Raw genomic sequence first — 16,514 nt, 5'->3', positions numbered from 1 at the left:
CTATCTTATGTCTTTAGCCAAATTAATACTAATCAGTTTTCTTTCAACCTCAGTAAGTACATTAATTTTTTCAAGCTTTAATAAACCTTTTTTACTTAATGTTGTTGATGACTTTAATTCTTTAAAATCTGGCTCTTTTAAAACAGAAACCTTATATTCTTCATTTTCAAAAGGATAAGTAGATAATTTAACTTTCTTCTCGTTACTAGCAAAGAACTTATTAGGATTAAACCTTACACCAAGAATATATAGCTTAGCAAATGCTTTTATAACACCTTCAATCGGATTACTATCAAAAGCCATTTCAACTAAATTAAATAATTTATCATCATAAATTTCCTTAGTCTTAATCTTGTGAAGGCTATCTGGATATATAACAACTTGATTCTTATTTACAAATCCCTTTAAGCTTTGAATATTTGCTTCAATATTTTTGAAAATATCCTCTTCACTTTCTATAATCCCTGCTGGTGTTAATATAGGGCAATTGACATATACTTCACTTTGACTAACTTTATAACTGTTATCACTTTCTATTATTGTTGTATCAAGAACATTTGCTATACCTTGTTTTAGACTTATCATACCTGCTAACACAGCTGCTGCTATAATTCCTGTTCCTTCTGCAATTATTCCATATAGCTTCACTTCAAACTTACTCAGCATAACACCTAGTGCATATTGCACTACAAATATTTCCACACGTTCGATTTCTTCACTGCTTAAATCCTTAAGTTGTTTACAGCTATCCATACATTCATTGTATGCATCAGCAAATATTACAATATGTGAGAATAAATCCTCTTTATAATTTTTAATATTCTTGATGCTATCATCTAAAACAAGATACGCTTCTGTTTGACGATTTGGATTAGATCTACCTTTGTAAATATCCTCAGTGTCAATATCCTTTTCTATGTTAGCAAGTACCTCTAATAAATGTTTCTTAGATTTTATCACTACTGCATTTTTAGTACTTAGCTCTTTTTGATTGTTATTCATAGTATAGCAAATCGATGAAACAGTTAAGTTTTCTTGCTTTTCAATATCTTTCTTTAAATTAGCAGCTATTTTTCGTACAACATTTTGATTTCTACCAGTTAACTGTAATAAGTATGGGAATTTTTCTTCATCCCTTTCACGATTACTTACTTTTGGAGCTTCTTCTAAAATCACATGAACATTGGTTCCACCAAAGCCAAAACCATTTACTCCTGCCCTTAATGGATCTTTTCCATTACTTCTCCATTCCTTAGGCTTTTCACTAGCAACATAAAATGGTGAATTTGGAAAATCAATATTTGCATTAGTTGTTGATTTGTCATAATTTATAGTGTGTGGTATTTTATTATTTTTAAATGCTAAAAGAACTTTAATCAAACTTGTTACTCCTGAGGCTGACAACATATGTCCTATTGAAGACTTAACTGATCCAATAGCACAAAACTCTTTTTTTGCTGTAAAGGAGCGGAAGGCTTGGCTCATACCTTCTACTTCAATTGGATCTCCAAGTGGCGTTCCAGTACCATGAGTTTCAACATAAGATATAGTTTCAGGATTAACCTTTGCTTTTAAATAAGCTTTTCTTATTGCTTCTGCCTGTCCTTGAGGTCTTGGCGCTGTTATACCTTGAGAATGTCCATCATTGTTAATAGCAGAGCCTTTAATTACAGCCATTATATTATCTCCATCACTAATAGCCTCCTCAAGAGGTTTTAATAATATTGCGCTTGCACCTTCTGAAAGTACCATACCATCTGCCCTGTTATCAAATGGATAACAAGTTCCTGTTTTAGAAAGCGCTTGAACTCTGCTTAAGCCTACAAAATTTGTTGGAGTAATATTCAAATTTACACCTCCAACTATTGCCATCTTACTTTCTCCTGTTCTAATGCTTTCACAAGCAAAATGTAATGCAGAAAGTGACGATGAACATGCAGAATTAAAGGTCAAGCTCGGTCCAGTGAGATTTAAGCAATGACTTACCCTTGCTGCAACTTCATTTAAGCTATTCCCAGCAACTGCATCAGATACCATCTTTGCTGGCTGCAATACATTAAAGATATTATTCATTATTTCACGTTTTTGCTCTTCACTCATATTATTAAACACCTGATTTTGCAATAGACTGTTTTTTAATTCCATGTAAGTTCTGTAATTCGCAAAATGCTCTGCATAATTATTTTGTTCACAACCAACAAATACACCTATATTATTCGAGTTGTATCTTCCTCCATAACCTGCCTGCTGTAGTGCTTCCCATGCAATCTCTAAGAAAATTCTCTGTTGAGGGTCAGTTACAGAGGCTTCACTAGGAGACATTCCAAAGAATAATGGATCAAAATTATATGGATTTTCTATAAAGCCTCCATATTTACAATACGAAGTATGATCAGCGTTTTGATCTGTACTAAAGCTGTTCTTTCCACCCCATCTTTCTTCTGGAATTTCTTTTATTACACATTTACCTTGCTCTAAGATTTTCCAATATTCATCTAATGAATTTGCTCCAGGTATTCTAAGACTTGCTCCAATTATTGCAATATCTTTAACTTTTTTATCCTTAGCATTATCTTCATTGATGGTTTCTAGTTTATCTGCTGCCGCTTCATCAAAATCTTGAGTATAAACTTTCTCAATATATTCTGCCAAGGTTTCTGGTGTTTGGTATTCAAATATCAAGGTAGGATATAATTCCATTCCAAGTTTGTTTCCTAACGTCTCCATAACTTTTATAGCACCAAGAGAATCTAAACCTAATTCAAGGAAATTTTGACCAATATCCAAATGATCCTTTTCAATGTGTAATTGCTCAGCAATAACACTATACACAACCTCCTTAACATTATTTACTTTTTTAAAATTAAATTTCACAGCCTTTGTTTTAGAAGCTTCTTTTTGATTAGAATTTTCAATCTTATCTATTATATGAACCACGCTTTGATTTCCATCTGACAAAACTCTCATAAAGGCTTCAACAGCTTTTTTGGGTGCAAGAGGATTTAATCCTTGTGCTTTTAAAGCTAAATCAGCACCTTCTCCTAAGTCAGCTCCCATTCCAATGCTTGCCCACAATGAATAGTTTATTGCAATGGATTTTCCTGGTGCATCCTGACCTGCTCTATAAAAACTATAAGCAGATAGGAAGGAATTTGCCGCAGAATAATCTCCAAGCCCTGCTGACCAAATCTTTCTTGAGCAAGATACTGATGAAATCATAACAAAAAATTTTAAAGGTTCTTTCCTTGTAACTAAATCAGTTATTACAGCCCCTTGAAGCTTAGGTTCAATAACGTCGTTCACTACTTGAATTTCTTTATTTAGAAGCTTATAACTAGATGAATCAACTGTTCCTGCTGCATGAATCACTCCATGAATAGAACCATATCTATTATTTATTCTAATCATTAAAGCTTTCATATCATCCATTTTAGTTACATCTACAACTTCATAAGAAACACTTGCTCCAAATTCTTCAAGTTCCAAAATCAACTCAATCTTTTTAGAAATTTTAGTATTATTAGCAATTTCCTTATTCCATTCTTCTCGTAACGGCAATTCCTTGCGTCCTGTTAAAACTAGGTTTACTTTAGCTTTCTTTACAATTGCTTTAGCTATCGCACCCCCTACTGCGCTTAACCCTCCTGTAATCAGGTATGTTTCACCGTCTTTAAATTTAATTTCCGAAGTCTCATTTAATTCTATAACATTTATTAAATCTCTAATATATCTTACTCCATCTCTGATGACAACAATACCTTCGCTATTTGTTTCACTCATTATTTCATTAAACAAAACTTTAGCTATTTCTCTATTAGATTCAAACTCATTTTTATCTAGATCAACACAATGTGCATTTATAAAACTATTTTCTTGATCTAAAGCAAGAGTCAAGGTTATAGCAATAGATTGGTGCGGAGCTGAAATTTTATGCTTTTCATCTATAGGAACACCTAAATTTGTTGCTAATAATAACTTAATACCTTCTACATTTAATTTCGACAAAGCTTTTCCTATATATAAAACACTATAAAGATTTCCATTTATTACGCTTTCATTGAATACAGCTTCCAAGTTAGAAATCTCCTGTTTTAAGTTCCAAAGATGTATTACTGTAGCTATTGACCCTGGAATAGCATTAAAAACTTCAACATACTCGCTTTCTATTAATGGATTAACTACAAATTTTCTATCGCCATCATATGAATATGTTTCACCTGCTCTAATAGAATAAACTTTGTTTTTATCTGGATCAAGGAGTTTTTCAACTTCTTCATTAATACCGCTTCCATCATCAAATATCACTACATTCCCTGCTTGCAATGAACTAAATGCTTCTTGAAATCCAGGCGCCCACTTCCAATTATAGAACCATTCATTTGGAACTTTTATACTTTCTCTTCCGAAATCAGGTTTATATGTCTTTCTTTCAAATGGATATATAGGTAATTTAACTCTCTCATAGTAGATACCACTTTCAAAATTTTCAAAACTTATATCAATTCCTAAATTAAAAAGTGAAGATATTGTTTTTAAAATTATCTCTAAAGAATCTCCTTTACGATCTGATGATGATAAAATTGTTTTATTACCAACATTTTGTATCCCTCCTGCCATTCTTGCCAGCACCTTATCAGGCCCACACTCAATAAAAATATCCACTGAATTGCCTGCTAAACACTTAATACTTTGCTCAAATTTTACAGATGAAAGGATATGTTCTACCCAATATTCTGTATCAAAAGGTTTATCCATTATTTGTCCAGTTACATTTGATGCTATGGGGATATTAGGAGTCTTAAAGTTCACCTTGTTAAGAACTTCTCTAAATGCATCCAGCATTGGATTCATAAGCGGTGAATGGAAAGCTTGAGAAACCTTAAGTTTTTTCGTCCCTACTCCTTCTTTTAATAATATTGTACAAAATCTATCCACATCTTTTGTTTCTCCAGATACAACCTGATGAGTTACATTATATGCAGCTATCCATACATTTCCATCGAAATTTTTAAGTAATTGCTCAAGTTTATCTCCTGATGTAAATACTGCACACATACTGCCTTCAGATTGTAATTCACCCATAAGCTTTCCTCTGACAGTTATTATTTCAGCAGCTTCTCGTAAATTTATTACACCCGAAAGACAAGCTGCTGCCCATTCTCCAACGCTATGTCCAAGCATATAAGCAGGGTTAATGCCTAAATCTAAAAGAAGTTTTCCAAATGCATAATCCATAGTAAATACTACAGGTTGAGTTATATTAGTCTGTTCAAGAATTTTTTCATCTGCGTCAGCGCCATAAATTAAATCGGTTATTTTTTGGTTCAGATGAGGATAAAATGCTTCTGTACATTCATCAACATATTCTCTAAAAATAGGTAGCTTTTCATATAACTTTCTTCCCATACCAACATATTGAGAACCTTGTCCAGTAAACATAAATGCGATTTTGTGCTGACCATCACAATTTATATTATCTATTTGAAGATTTTCTAGTTTGTTTATTAAATCCTCAATTGACTCTGCTATAATACTTGAGCGGTATTTAAACAGTGTTTTGCATGTGTTTTCTGTATAGCATATATCACCTAGATTCATTTCCTTGTTTGCTTTTAAATATTCTACAAAATTGTTAATCTTCAATTGAAGAGATCTTTTCGAATTTGCCGATAATGCTAGAATATGCTTATCACGCTCATACTCTCTTGCAGTTTCCTCCTTACCAATTTCTTGAGCTTCTTCAATAACCATATGACAATTAGTACCACCGAAACCAAAGGAATTTACTGCTGCTCTTCTTACTTCTCCTTCTTGAACCTTCCAATCTTTAGCTTCAAGCATAGTATAGAATGGAGTTTTGTCAAATTTAATTGAAGGATTAAGCTCGCTTAAGTTTACATTAGGAGGCATTATTTTATTATTCATAGCTAAAACTACTTTAATAAAACTAGCTATTCCAGCACCATTTAAAAGATGACCAATATTTGCTTTAATTGATCCTATAGCTATAGAATTGTTTTTAGGCTTCCATCTATTAAAGGCACTTGTTAAAGCTCTTACTTCACTCGGATCTCCAATTTTTGTACCAGTACCATGAGCTTCTACATATTGTATTTCATTTGGATCAATATCATTATTTAAATACAAGGCTTCAATTACTTCACGCTGACCATTTGGATTAGGTGCCATAACCCCTATTGAATGTCCATCATTATTTATAGAGCTAGCTTTTATTACAGCTAAGACTTTGTCCTTATCCTTTAAAGCTTTTTTAAGAGGTTTTAATAAAACTAAGCCTGCACCTTCTCCTGGAACAAGTCCATCAGCCTTTGCATCAAAAACTCTTGATTCCCCACTTGTAGATAGTGCTCCAGCATTACTAAGATAAATATATGGAGTTGGTGTAAGTAATAAATTTACTCCTCCTGCTATAGCTAATTCACATTCACCTTTTTTAAGTGCTTCACAAGCTAAATGTATAGTTACTAAGGAAGAAGAACATGCTGTATCTACTGTTATACTAGGCCCCTTTAAATCAAACTCTTGAGAAGCTCTTGCAGCAATCATGTTTATAATATTGTCTACAAGTAGATTAGGATGAAATTCAGTTACTCCTAATTTATTTTTCCATTCATTAAGTATTGATCCTTGTTCTTCTTCTGTAAGTGAACTGAAGCTTTCAAAATTCTTAAGATTTGTCATATTCAAAGTATTTAAATGATACTCTTGATATGTATTGGTACCAGCACCAATATACAATGCTAAACGCTTTCCACTTACAGTTTTTCTAGAATATCCTGCTCTTTCTAATATCTCATATACTAATTCTAATATAATTCTTTGCTGAGGATCCATAACTGCTGCTTCCTCATCAGAAATATTAAACAATTTGGCATCAAAATCAAAGGCGTCATTTATAAAGGCACCTGTTCTACAATTTGTCTTTGTAAAATCATTAGTTTTGCTATAATATTGATTTATGTCCCATCTATCTTCTGGCACTTCATCAATACTGCATTTACCAGCTACAATATTATTCCAAAATTCTTCTGGATTTGATGCTTCTGGAAAACGGCAAGACATTTCTATTACTGCTATATCGTCTTCTTCATTAATTCCATTAGAAGTTTTTTTGATAATATTAACTCCTGATATATCACCTTTCGATAATCTTATCAGATATTCATCCATTTCTTTTATTGTCTTACAATTAATAAGTATATCGTGACCTAACTCTAAATTGAATTCATCTTCAAGCATACCTAAAATCTGAACTGCTTTTATAGAAGTTCCACCTAAGGTTAAGAAGGATTGATTATATCCAATACTCTCAGCTGGCATTTCTAATACTGTTGCCCATATTTCTCTTATTTTATCTGCATTGTTATTTAATATTAAAGATTCTATCACAGTACTTACTTCTGATTTTGCTTCTACTTTATTTTCTTCTATATCTATTAATAATTCATTTGCTGTAAAGGTTGTATCTTCATATTCCTTATCAAGTAAAGCTTGTATCATCATGAAACGCCTTACTTTACCACTAGTAGTTTTAGGAATAGCTTTGACTAGAACCACACAATCAACCATTATACCAAAGGCTTCATTTACTTTTCTTAACATATTTCCATAAAATTCTTTAATATTCTCTTGTTTTACGCGTAGAGCTGAAAAAATAGCTGTTTTTTCTCTTCCTTCTTTTTCATCATGCCAACCGCCTATTACAACTTTTCCCGGCTCTACTCCATCCATTTCTTCTAATTTAAACTCTATATCATATGCAAATAAATTTTGTCCATTCACAAAAATTATATCTTTAATACGTCCTGTTACACATAGCTTTCCATCAATCATAAAACCAGTGTCTCCAGTTTTAAGCCATCCATCTTGAAAGGATTTTTCAGTTGCTTCAGGATTATTAATGTATCCAGAAGTAACATTATCACCTTTTATTTGTATTTCTCCTAACAGCTTTTCTGGAACTACCTCTCCATCATCATTTACGATACGAATCTGCATACCAGAAATAGCATATCCCTCATCAGCAACCTGCAATGCATCTTTATTATCTTCAGTAACTTCTTCTGCTAAAGACTTGCTTATAAGGCTATTTCTACTAATAAAACGACTTTCTGGTTTAGTCCCTACCCTTGGGAATGCAACTGCTAAACATGCTTCTGCCATACCATACACCATATACATGCTTGTTTCTGGCAGCTTGCATACAGATAGCTTTTCCATGAATTCTCTAACTAATGGTACTGAAATAGGTTCTGCTCCATTAAAAATCAATCTTAAACTGCTTAAATCCCAACTTTCAAGATGTTTATCGGTAATTTTTTTGAGCAGCAACCTATATCCAAAGTTAGGACTAGATGTTAGATTGATTTTGTATTTTGAAACTAAATCCATCCAAAGTGTTGGTCTTTTTACAAATTTCATTGGGCTCATATTTACCTGTAACATACCTAGTGTAACCATCGTCAAATGAAATCCTATCAATCCCATATCATGATAATACGGCATCCATGAAAGAACTTTATCCTCAGAAGTCAGCTGAGCACTTTCGATTATTCCCGTTATATTAGTTAAAAGGTTTTTATGTGTTAAAACTACTCCCTTGGGTGTATTTGTACTTCCTGAACTGAATTGTATAAAGGCAGGCTTATCAGTTGAAGTCAAATTAATGTGACCTTTTTCTGTACTTTGTCTTAAAACTGATATATCAAACATATCAATTTGTTGACACTCAGGATAAATATCATTATTTTTCATATTAGTTATCATTGAAGCATCGCAAAGCATTATAGGCTTTTCTAGTGTATTCCATACATTTATAAGCTTTTCCAATGAAGCATTTTTGCCTTTAAATGCTGAAGGTGGAGAGATCGGAACTGGTACAAAACCACCTAGTACACATGCCCAAAAAGCTACGACAAAATCAATATTATCTTGGAATGACATCATTACAAAATCATCTTGTTTTAAATTATCTTTTTGAAGTGACCCTAAGCAATACATAGCTTTTTCAAGAATTTCTTCATAAGTTAATAAAATTTCTGAATTGTCATTTTGAATAAATATTATACCTTTATCTCTTGAATTTTTAGCTGAATCTATTAATAAGTTAGCTATATTCTGTTTACTTGTATATTTATCTGATATATCTTTTCCACAAGAAATCGACATTTTCACATTATTTATATCGCTCATCTTTACATCTCCCATACTATAAAAATAATCTGCTATTTTAAGAAAAGCCCACGGCTTTCCCTCCTAAACTCATAACTAATTTAACTCAAAATCTCTGTCTTATCTTTAATTCTTTTAATAAATGTTATAAAAATAAAAATACTAAAAAGAAGTAAGCAAACAGTAAAAATATGATCATCTCCTAATAAGCTCATAGCTATTGAAGATATAAGTGGTCCAATAGTTGATCCCACACCATAAAAAGAAGTGAATAACGAGGTTCCAAGAGCTATTTCTTCCTTATTAAGCTTTTGTATTGAAACTGCTAAAGCCACTGGATATAATGGTCCAATAATAAAACCTGATAGAAATGAGAATATTAATCTTAATGTAAAATTACTAAAGATTGAAATTCCTAAAATTGTAAATATAGATGTAAAAATGCTAAGCAATAAAACTCTTTCGCGTCCAAGTTTATCCGAAAGATATGTTATAGGTATAGTTCCTAGAATACTCCCTACAACAAATACTCCCAAGGCATATCCAGTATCTTGTAAACCATAACCTTGATATATAAGAAAAACAGGATAAAGAGTTGTAAGAGTGGTTTCTGTAACTCCATACAAAAATGCCCCTTGAAGTCCTACAGATATTTTTCTATGCATATTACCTTTCAGCATCACTGGAAATAACAATTTTTCTTTAAAGCTAAAATTAACAACCATTGGGCATAATAAAAGTGCAACCATTGCAATCATAAATGGAATCCAAGGTTTAGTTTCATAAAGCACAGGACCTGCTACAGAACTAAATACAAAACCTATAGCAAAGTTAAGTGAATAAACTCCACTTATTACTCCCCTTATTTCTTCTTTTATTAACTCCTGAAGTATAGTTTGAATTCCAACCATATTTAATCCTATTCCAAACCCTATAATCAGCATCAATAAAAGTAAAATAAATAAATTAGACTCCAGTGGAAAAATGATAGTTGCTACAGCTGCAATTATTCCACCTATAAATATAGTCTCCTTAATACCTTTGTTTCTTAACTTCCTATTAATAAACATTGATCCCATTGACATAGCCAAGAAAAAAGAAGACGAAATTATACCTATCCATAAGCTTCCCACATTATTTTCCTTTAAATGGGTGGAGGCAAGGGGATTAATAATCCCCATTGCAACACCAATAAGTAAACCTATCATATAAATAATCCATTTATTATCTAAAAACACTAACTGTATTTTGTCTTTAAAATGCATTTTTGCAAAATCTCCTTTATTTTCTATTAACTATTGCTCTGATAGCCTGCATCTGCTTAGCTCCAAACCAATACATGTCTTGCTTACCATATATTTTAATTGCTTCACCAGTTATATAATCAGATTTATCCGAAGCTAAGAATATAGCTAAATCAGCTACCTTTTCTGTTGGCATAGCACTATTTCTTAAACCACCTGGAGTCATATCTGTCTCTACAAAAGATGGACAAATTGCGTTTACCTGAATATTGTTTAGCTTTAACTCTTCTGCTAAGGATTTTGTAAGTCCTAGTACGGCATGTTTTGAAGCTGAATATGCACTCATTAAAGGATATCCAATAAAGGAAGAATCAGAACCTAAATTAATAATTTTTCCTGACTTTTGCTTAGATAAATAAGGAACTATTAATTTGCACATATTATAAGTACCAAACAAATTCACCTCAACTATCTTTTTCCATTCCTCCATATTAGTATCAGTAAAACCTTCTAGTTTTGTTATTCCTGCATTATTTACAAGAACATCTATTTTACCAAATTCTGAAATAACTTTATTTACAGCTTTCTCAACTGAATTATAATCACTTATATCAGCTGCTATAGAAATAGCCCTTCCTCCAAATTTTTCAATTTCTGATTGAGTTTCCTTAAGCTGGCTGATTGTTCTAGATATAATAACAACTTGAGCATCTTCTTTTGCCATCTCAATTGCTATAGTTCTTCCAATACCTCTTCCTCCTCCAGTTATTATTACCACCTTTCCTGAAAGAGTACCTTGTTTTTTACTTTTTGATCTAAAGGAAATAGGCTTTAACGTTTTTTCTTCCATTGAATTTTTTTCATCTTGTATATAATTAATCATTTCCTTAACAGTGTTAATATACGCTTCTCCAAGCTGTCTTATAGTTGACTCTTCATACATATTTTTAGAGTATTCTATTTCTAAAAGTAATTCCCCATTTACAATAGAGAAGAAGAGTTCAATTGATGAAATTCTCTTTTGCTTAGGATGTGAATACCTTCTGTCACTTCCCTCTTTTGAAAACTCAAATACATCATAATTTGTAATATCTCTATTTCCTAAATAGTTAGCTCTTATAGATGTTAAGTTCAAATCTGGATACATATATGAAGGTAATTCATCTGAAACCAAATCATAACTTATTCCCTTTAGCGGAACCTGATTCATTCCATTTTCAATCTTTTTAACTGTTTCTGACCATTCTTCGTTATATTCCACCTTGATTCCAACTGGATAATTTATGGCAAAATTCCCTACTGTTTCAAAGAAAGTTTCATTTCCTAACTCCCTACCATTCATCCTGTGACTTACAACAACCCATGATTTGTTATATTTTTTCTGTAACATTTTATAAAGTGGAGCAAGTAATATGTTATATAAACTTGTTCTAAAAAACTTTTTCGCTGTGGTTTGTAACTTTATGGTCTCAGCTTTGTCTAAAGTAAATATTTCTGACTTAGCTGATACTTCAGTGTTTTCACCTAAATTAAAATCTTCCGAAATCTTGAAAGCTGACAATTCTGAAGGAAATTGCTCTTTGTAATATCTTACAAATTCTACTGCTTTATTCTCTTTTTCTTTATTTACCTTTACAACAAAGTCCTTATATGATTTCTGCTCTTCTAGTTTGACCTCATTAGCTCCAGAAATAAGCTGTCCATAAACTGCCCATATTCTCTTAAACAATAATTGATTTCCTATAAGATCAGACATAAGATGATGACCTATTACAGAAATATCATAAGCCGAATCACTTAACTTAATTATTACAACCTTCCAAAGCGGCCACTTATCAACTTCTAATTCTCCAATAATCTCATTAATTAAATTATTAACAGCTTCATCTCTTTCCTTATCATCCATATGAGAACCATCATAATAATCTGCTTCTACTTCTTGATTTTCTAGTAAAAATCTCTGCATCCACTTGCCAGCTTCTTTTACCAACACACATCTTAATGCATCATAATTATTAGTTACAATGGTTAAAGCTTTATTAAACATTTCAAAGTCTAATGGCTGCTTATATAAAAATCTTGTATATCCAGTCCATTGATATGGATAATCAAAATAATTTATCAAAAACTTTTGTGCAGGTGATAAAGGAACTTCATTCATCACTACTTCTTGTGTTTCAGGTTCTTTGGCTTCCAATTCTATACTACTAGCTCCAGTAGTGCTTTTATCATACATTTGATTTAATGCTTTTCTATCTAATTTTCCATTTGGTGTCTTAGGTAAAATTGCTAGCCATTCAAAACGATGAGGAATCATATAATAAGTCAGCTTCTTTGATATAAATTCTTTTAATTCATTGTCATCGACCTTATTTCCAGAAACCCATGCTATTAATTGCTTCTGTCCATCAATATAATCAACTGCTATTACAGCCGCTTCATTTATAGAAGGATGGGCTCCTAGCACTGCTTCAATTTCTCCAAGTTCTACCCTAAATCCCCTTATTTTAACTTGATTATCAATTCTTCCAAGATAATCAAAACTTCCATCTGATAACTTTGTAGTTAAATCTCCTGTCTTATATAAATATTCTCCAGGGATTTCCTTGAATGGATTAGGTTTAAAGGCTTCCTCTGTTTTTTCTTTATTATTTTTATAACCTTTGGCAAGTTGAATACCACCAATCCAAAGCTCTCCAATTTCTCCATCTGGTACTTCCTTCATGTTTTCATCTAAGGCTTTAATAAACACATTTGTAATTGGTTTTCCTATTGGAATGGTATTTTCCCCTTTGTCCCCAGGTCTTCTATCAATAATATGACAAGTAACATCAATTGATGCTTCTGTTGGCCCATATAGATTTGCAAGTCCTGTAGCCAATCCATGCTTATCTATCCATTTTTGAATTGTTGGCATAGGAAGAGCTTCTCCGCTAAAAATAAGCCATCTTAAATCCTTAAACTCATAGTCATCATCCTCTAAGGAATTTACAAATTCACCAAATAAAGATGGAACAAAATGCATTATATTTATTTTAGTCTCTATAAGCCACTTTGCTAAGCCCCATGGATTTTTTACAATTTCTTTTCTGACTGGACAAACTACTCCTCCATACATTAAAGGCCAGAAAAGTTCCCAAACAGAAATATCAAAACAACAAGAAGTTTTTTGAGCAACACGCTCTCCTTCTTTAAGTTTAAATGTATCTTGATGCCATATTAATCTATTCATATAGCCTCTATGTGCAAGCATAACCCCTTTAGGATTTCCTGTTGAGCCAGAAGTATATAAAATTGTCATTAAATCATCTGGAGAATTTATATATTTAGGGCTAGCCTCAGAAAATTGCAGCCACATCTCTTTTGGGACTTGATTATAATTGCCCATTAAATCCATAACCTTGCCATAATCTAAATATACAAGGGTATTGATTGGTGAATCTTTTTCTATAAGTTCACTCAAGGTTTCTTTTAAGTCATGTTCCGTAAGCAAGATTTCTATACCAGCACTTTTCATTATGTATTGAATACGATCTGTTGGATAAGCTGGATCTACTGGTACATAAGCTGCTCCTGCCTTCATTATCCCTATCATACCAATTAACATCATTGGTCCTGGAAATACCATTATTCCAACAAGTGAATTTCTTTTAATGCCGTTATTCATCAAATAATTAGCAATTTTATTAGATTCTTCATCTAATTCTCTATAAGTAATTTTCTCATCTTTATATAATATAGCTATTGCATCAGGTGTCAATTTACATTGCTTCACAATTTTCATATATGGAATTTCTTCATTATCTGTAATCTCTGCTACTGGTTCAACCTTACTCTCATGACTAATAATATTTTTTTGAATTATTAAAGCCATTTCATTTAAAGTTCTACATTTAAATAGAGCCTCTCTATCAATTCCTTTATGTAGCTTAGATACTTTTGTAATTATGCGGATCACCTGCAATGAATCAACACCAAATTCCGCGCCTAAATCTTTATGAATATCTTCTTTAGAAATTGACCTTAAACAAACCTCTTCTGATATCTTCATAAGTTCATCAATTAGCACGTTATTTTCCGAAATTTCTCTATTTAAACTTTCTGCTTTATCTTCTAGCTGTGAATTGGCCATATCATTAAGATTATTTATGAGTTTTTCAATTAATAACTTGATATTATCTCCATCAAAACATACACTATCATAGTTTGATGTAATCATAATTTGATCTTTAAATATCTCTACAAGATTATCTATAGCCCCAGCATTAGTTGACGTATATGCTTCATAATCAACTATCTTTAAAGAACCATAACTTTCTTGAAGCTCTGTATTACCAACAAAAGAAAGATATAAATTAGATTTTAAACTTGAACGTATTATTGCAGCTGTCATTTTGGACATTTCTCCATCTTCAAGCATATCTTGTTCTCTAGTTACTTTAGCTGTACTGTTTATTTGAGCTCTATCTATTCCTTCATATATTTTTTCTCTAATTTCGTTATCTATTTTCTCAACTACTGTCTTCCATTCCTCTTTTGTAGCATCTAAATTAAAATTTAATGCCATATTTTGTGCAAAGCATCCTATAATTCCTGTAGCATCAATGTTAGGGTAAACTTTACCACTAGTTGGTAAATTTATAATAACTTCATTGTTTTCTTTGTCCATATCATTTATTGCTTTTAAATAAGCAGCCACCATAAGTGTAAATAATGAAACTCTCCAAGCCTTAGATTTTTCTAATAAGCGCTTAGTTATATCTTTATTTACCCAATATTTTTGAGTTTTCACAGTAGCAAATTCATTTTTCACTTTTTCCTTATTAAAAGGATTAAATCTATATTTTGTTTTTCCATAAGCTTGTATGTATTTTTCTAAGTTTTTATTTTCTTCTAGACTATTCCAGTTATTTATTTCTGAAACTACTTTATTGTAATTCTCCACTGATGTTCCATGTGATAAATTTGAACTTTTACCACTTATTTTTGAAGAATATATCTCAATAATTTCTCTCATTATTTGTTGATTTCCAAGACCATCAGAGACCAAATGATTGTTTGCAAATATTAACTCGAATTTATTATTATCTGTTTCAACTACTAAGAACTTGTGAAGTGGAAATTTAAATATATCAAATGGTTTATTAATAATATCTTCAATAATTTCCTTTATTTTTTGAGTTTGTTCACCTACAGGTAACCTTCTTACATCTTCTACTTGAATTTTAGGTAATCTTAGATCACTTTGAATTTCTAGTTTGTAATCTTTGAAACTCTTTACCCCTGCTTCCTTTGTAAAACTACCACTTAAACTTGGATGTCTTTTAACTAATTCAAGCCAACTATCCTGTAGAAGCTCTAAATTCAATTCACCTTCAATTTTTACTCCAGAACAAATAGTTAAAGTGCCAACTGACCAATACGATGCTAAGAATGGATATTGAGCATTTAAAATTTCCAATCCTTTTGATTGACTTTCCTTTGATGATTTTTCACCAAAAAATTCTTCGAACATAGAAATAATTTCATCTACTGTCTGCAAAGACATTAAGTAAGTCATAGGATATGTATCAGTAAAATTATTCAATTCCTCATCTGGTATTAGCTTAATTAGCTGATTCATTAAGTTAACCATTTTAATTGAATCGATTCCCAAATCACTTTCAAGAAACATTTCCAAGTCAAGGTCTACAATTTTGTGACCAGTTACATTTGATATAATTTCAAATACTTGTGATTTAATATCTATTTCAATTATTTTATCAGTATTTTCATTATGCATTTCCTCTTCTGTCCCAAAAAACGCCTCAAACATTGAAGCAATTTCTTCTATTGTTTGCAATGACATTAAGTGTGTCATAGGATAAACAGTTATGAAATTATCCAATTCTTCCGTTGGAATTAATTTCATTAACTGATTCATCAAATTAACCATTTTTATAGAATCAATTCCTAAATCACTTTCAAGAAACATTTCTGAATCAAGATCCTCAACTTTATGACCTGTCACATTAGATATAAGTTCGTAAACTTGTGCCTCAATATCCATTGACTTAATTTTATTAACATCCATTTCTA

The 16,514-nt window shown here is 31.6% G+C and carries 3 protein-coding genes; all 3 read right to left on the bottom strand.

The features are described 5' to 3' along the window. The 3 genes from L3B98_RS07340 to L3B98_RS07330 all read right to left on the bottom strand — a co-directional run bounded on the left by L3B98_RS07340 (nucleotide 1) and on the right by L3B98_RS07330 (nucleotide 16,509). The gene (locus L3B98_RS07340) at nucleotides 1-9,213 is read right to left on the bottom strand and encodes a type I polyketide synthase (RefSeq protein ID WP_238916128.1); all 9,213 of its coding nucleotides are present in this window, start codon (nucleotides 9,211-9,213) and stop codon (nucleotides 1-3) included. Nucleotides 9,214-9,293: 80 nt separating this feature from the next. Beyond that, on the bottom strand, nucleotides 9,294-10,457 hold the full coding sequence (locus L3B98_RS07335; protein WP_238916127.1) for an MFS transporter: 1,164 nt from the start codon (nucleotides 10,455-10,457) through the stop codon (nucleotides 9,294-9,296). Between the two features lie 16 nt (nucleotides 10,458-10,473). Then, on the bottom strand, nucleotides 10,474-16,509 hold the full coding sequence (locus L3B98_RS07330; RefSeq protein WP_238916126.1) for a non-ribosomal peptide synthetase: 6,036 nt from the start codon (nucleotides 16,507-16,509) through the stop codon (nucleotides 10,474-10,476). Nucleotides 16,510-16,514 lie beyond the last annotated feature (5 nt).

This window comes from Clostridium sp. YIM B02555 (genome assembly GCF_022320955.1).
GTDB classification, from domain to species: domain Bacteria; phylum Bacillota; class Clostridia; order Clostridiales; family Clostridiaceae; genus Clostridium; species Clostridium saccharoperbutylacetonicum.
The sequence above is the reverse complement of the archived record's forward strand: the minus strand, read 5'-3'. Positions and strand labels throughout refer to the sequence as shown.

What these genes read in the sequence shown, in the direction of transcription:
- L3B98_RS07340 (WP_238916128.1), bottom strand. Translation starts at nt 9,213, where the DNA reads ATGAGCGATATAAATAATGTGAAAATGTCGATTTCTTGTGGAAAAGAT.
- L3B98_RS07335 (WP_238916127.1), bottom strand. Translation starts at nt 10,457, where the DNA reads ATGCATTTTAAAGACAAAATACAGTTAGTGTTTTTAGATAATAAATGG.
- L3B98_RS07330 (WP_238916126.1), bottom strand. Translation starts at nt 16,509, where the DNA reads ATGGATGTTAATAAAATTAAGTCAATGGATATTGAGGCACAAGTTTAC.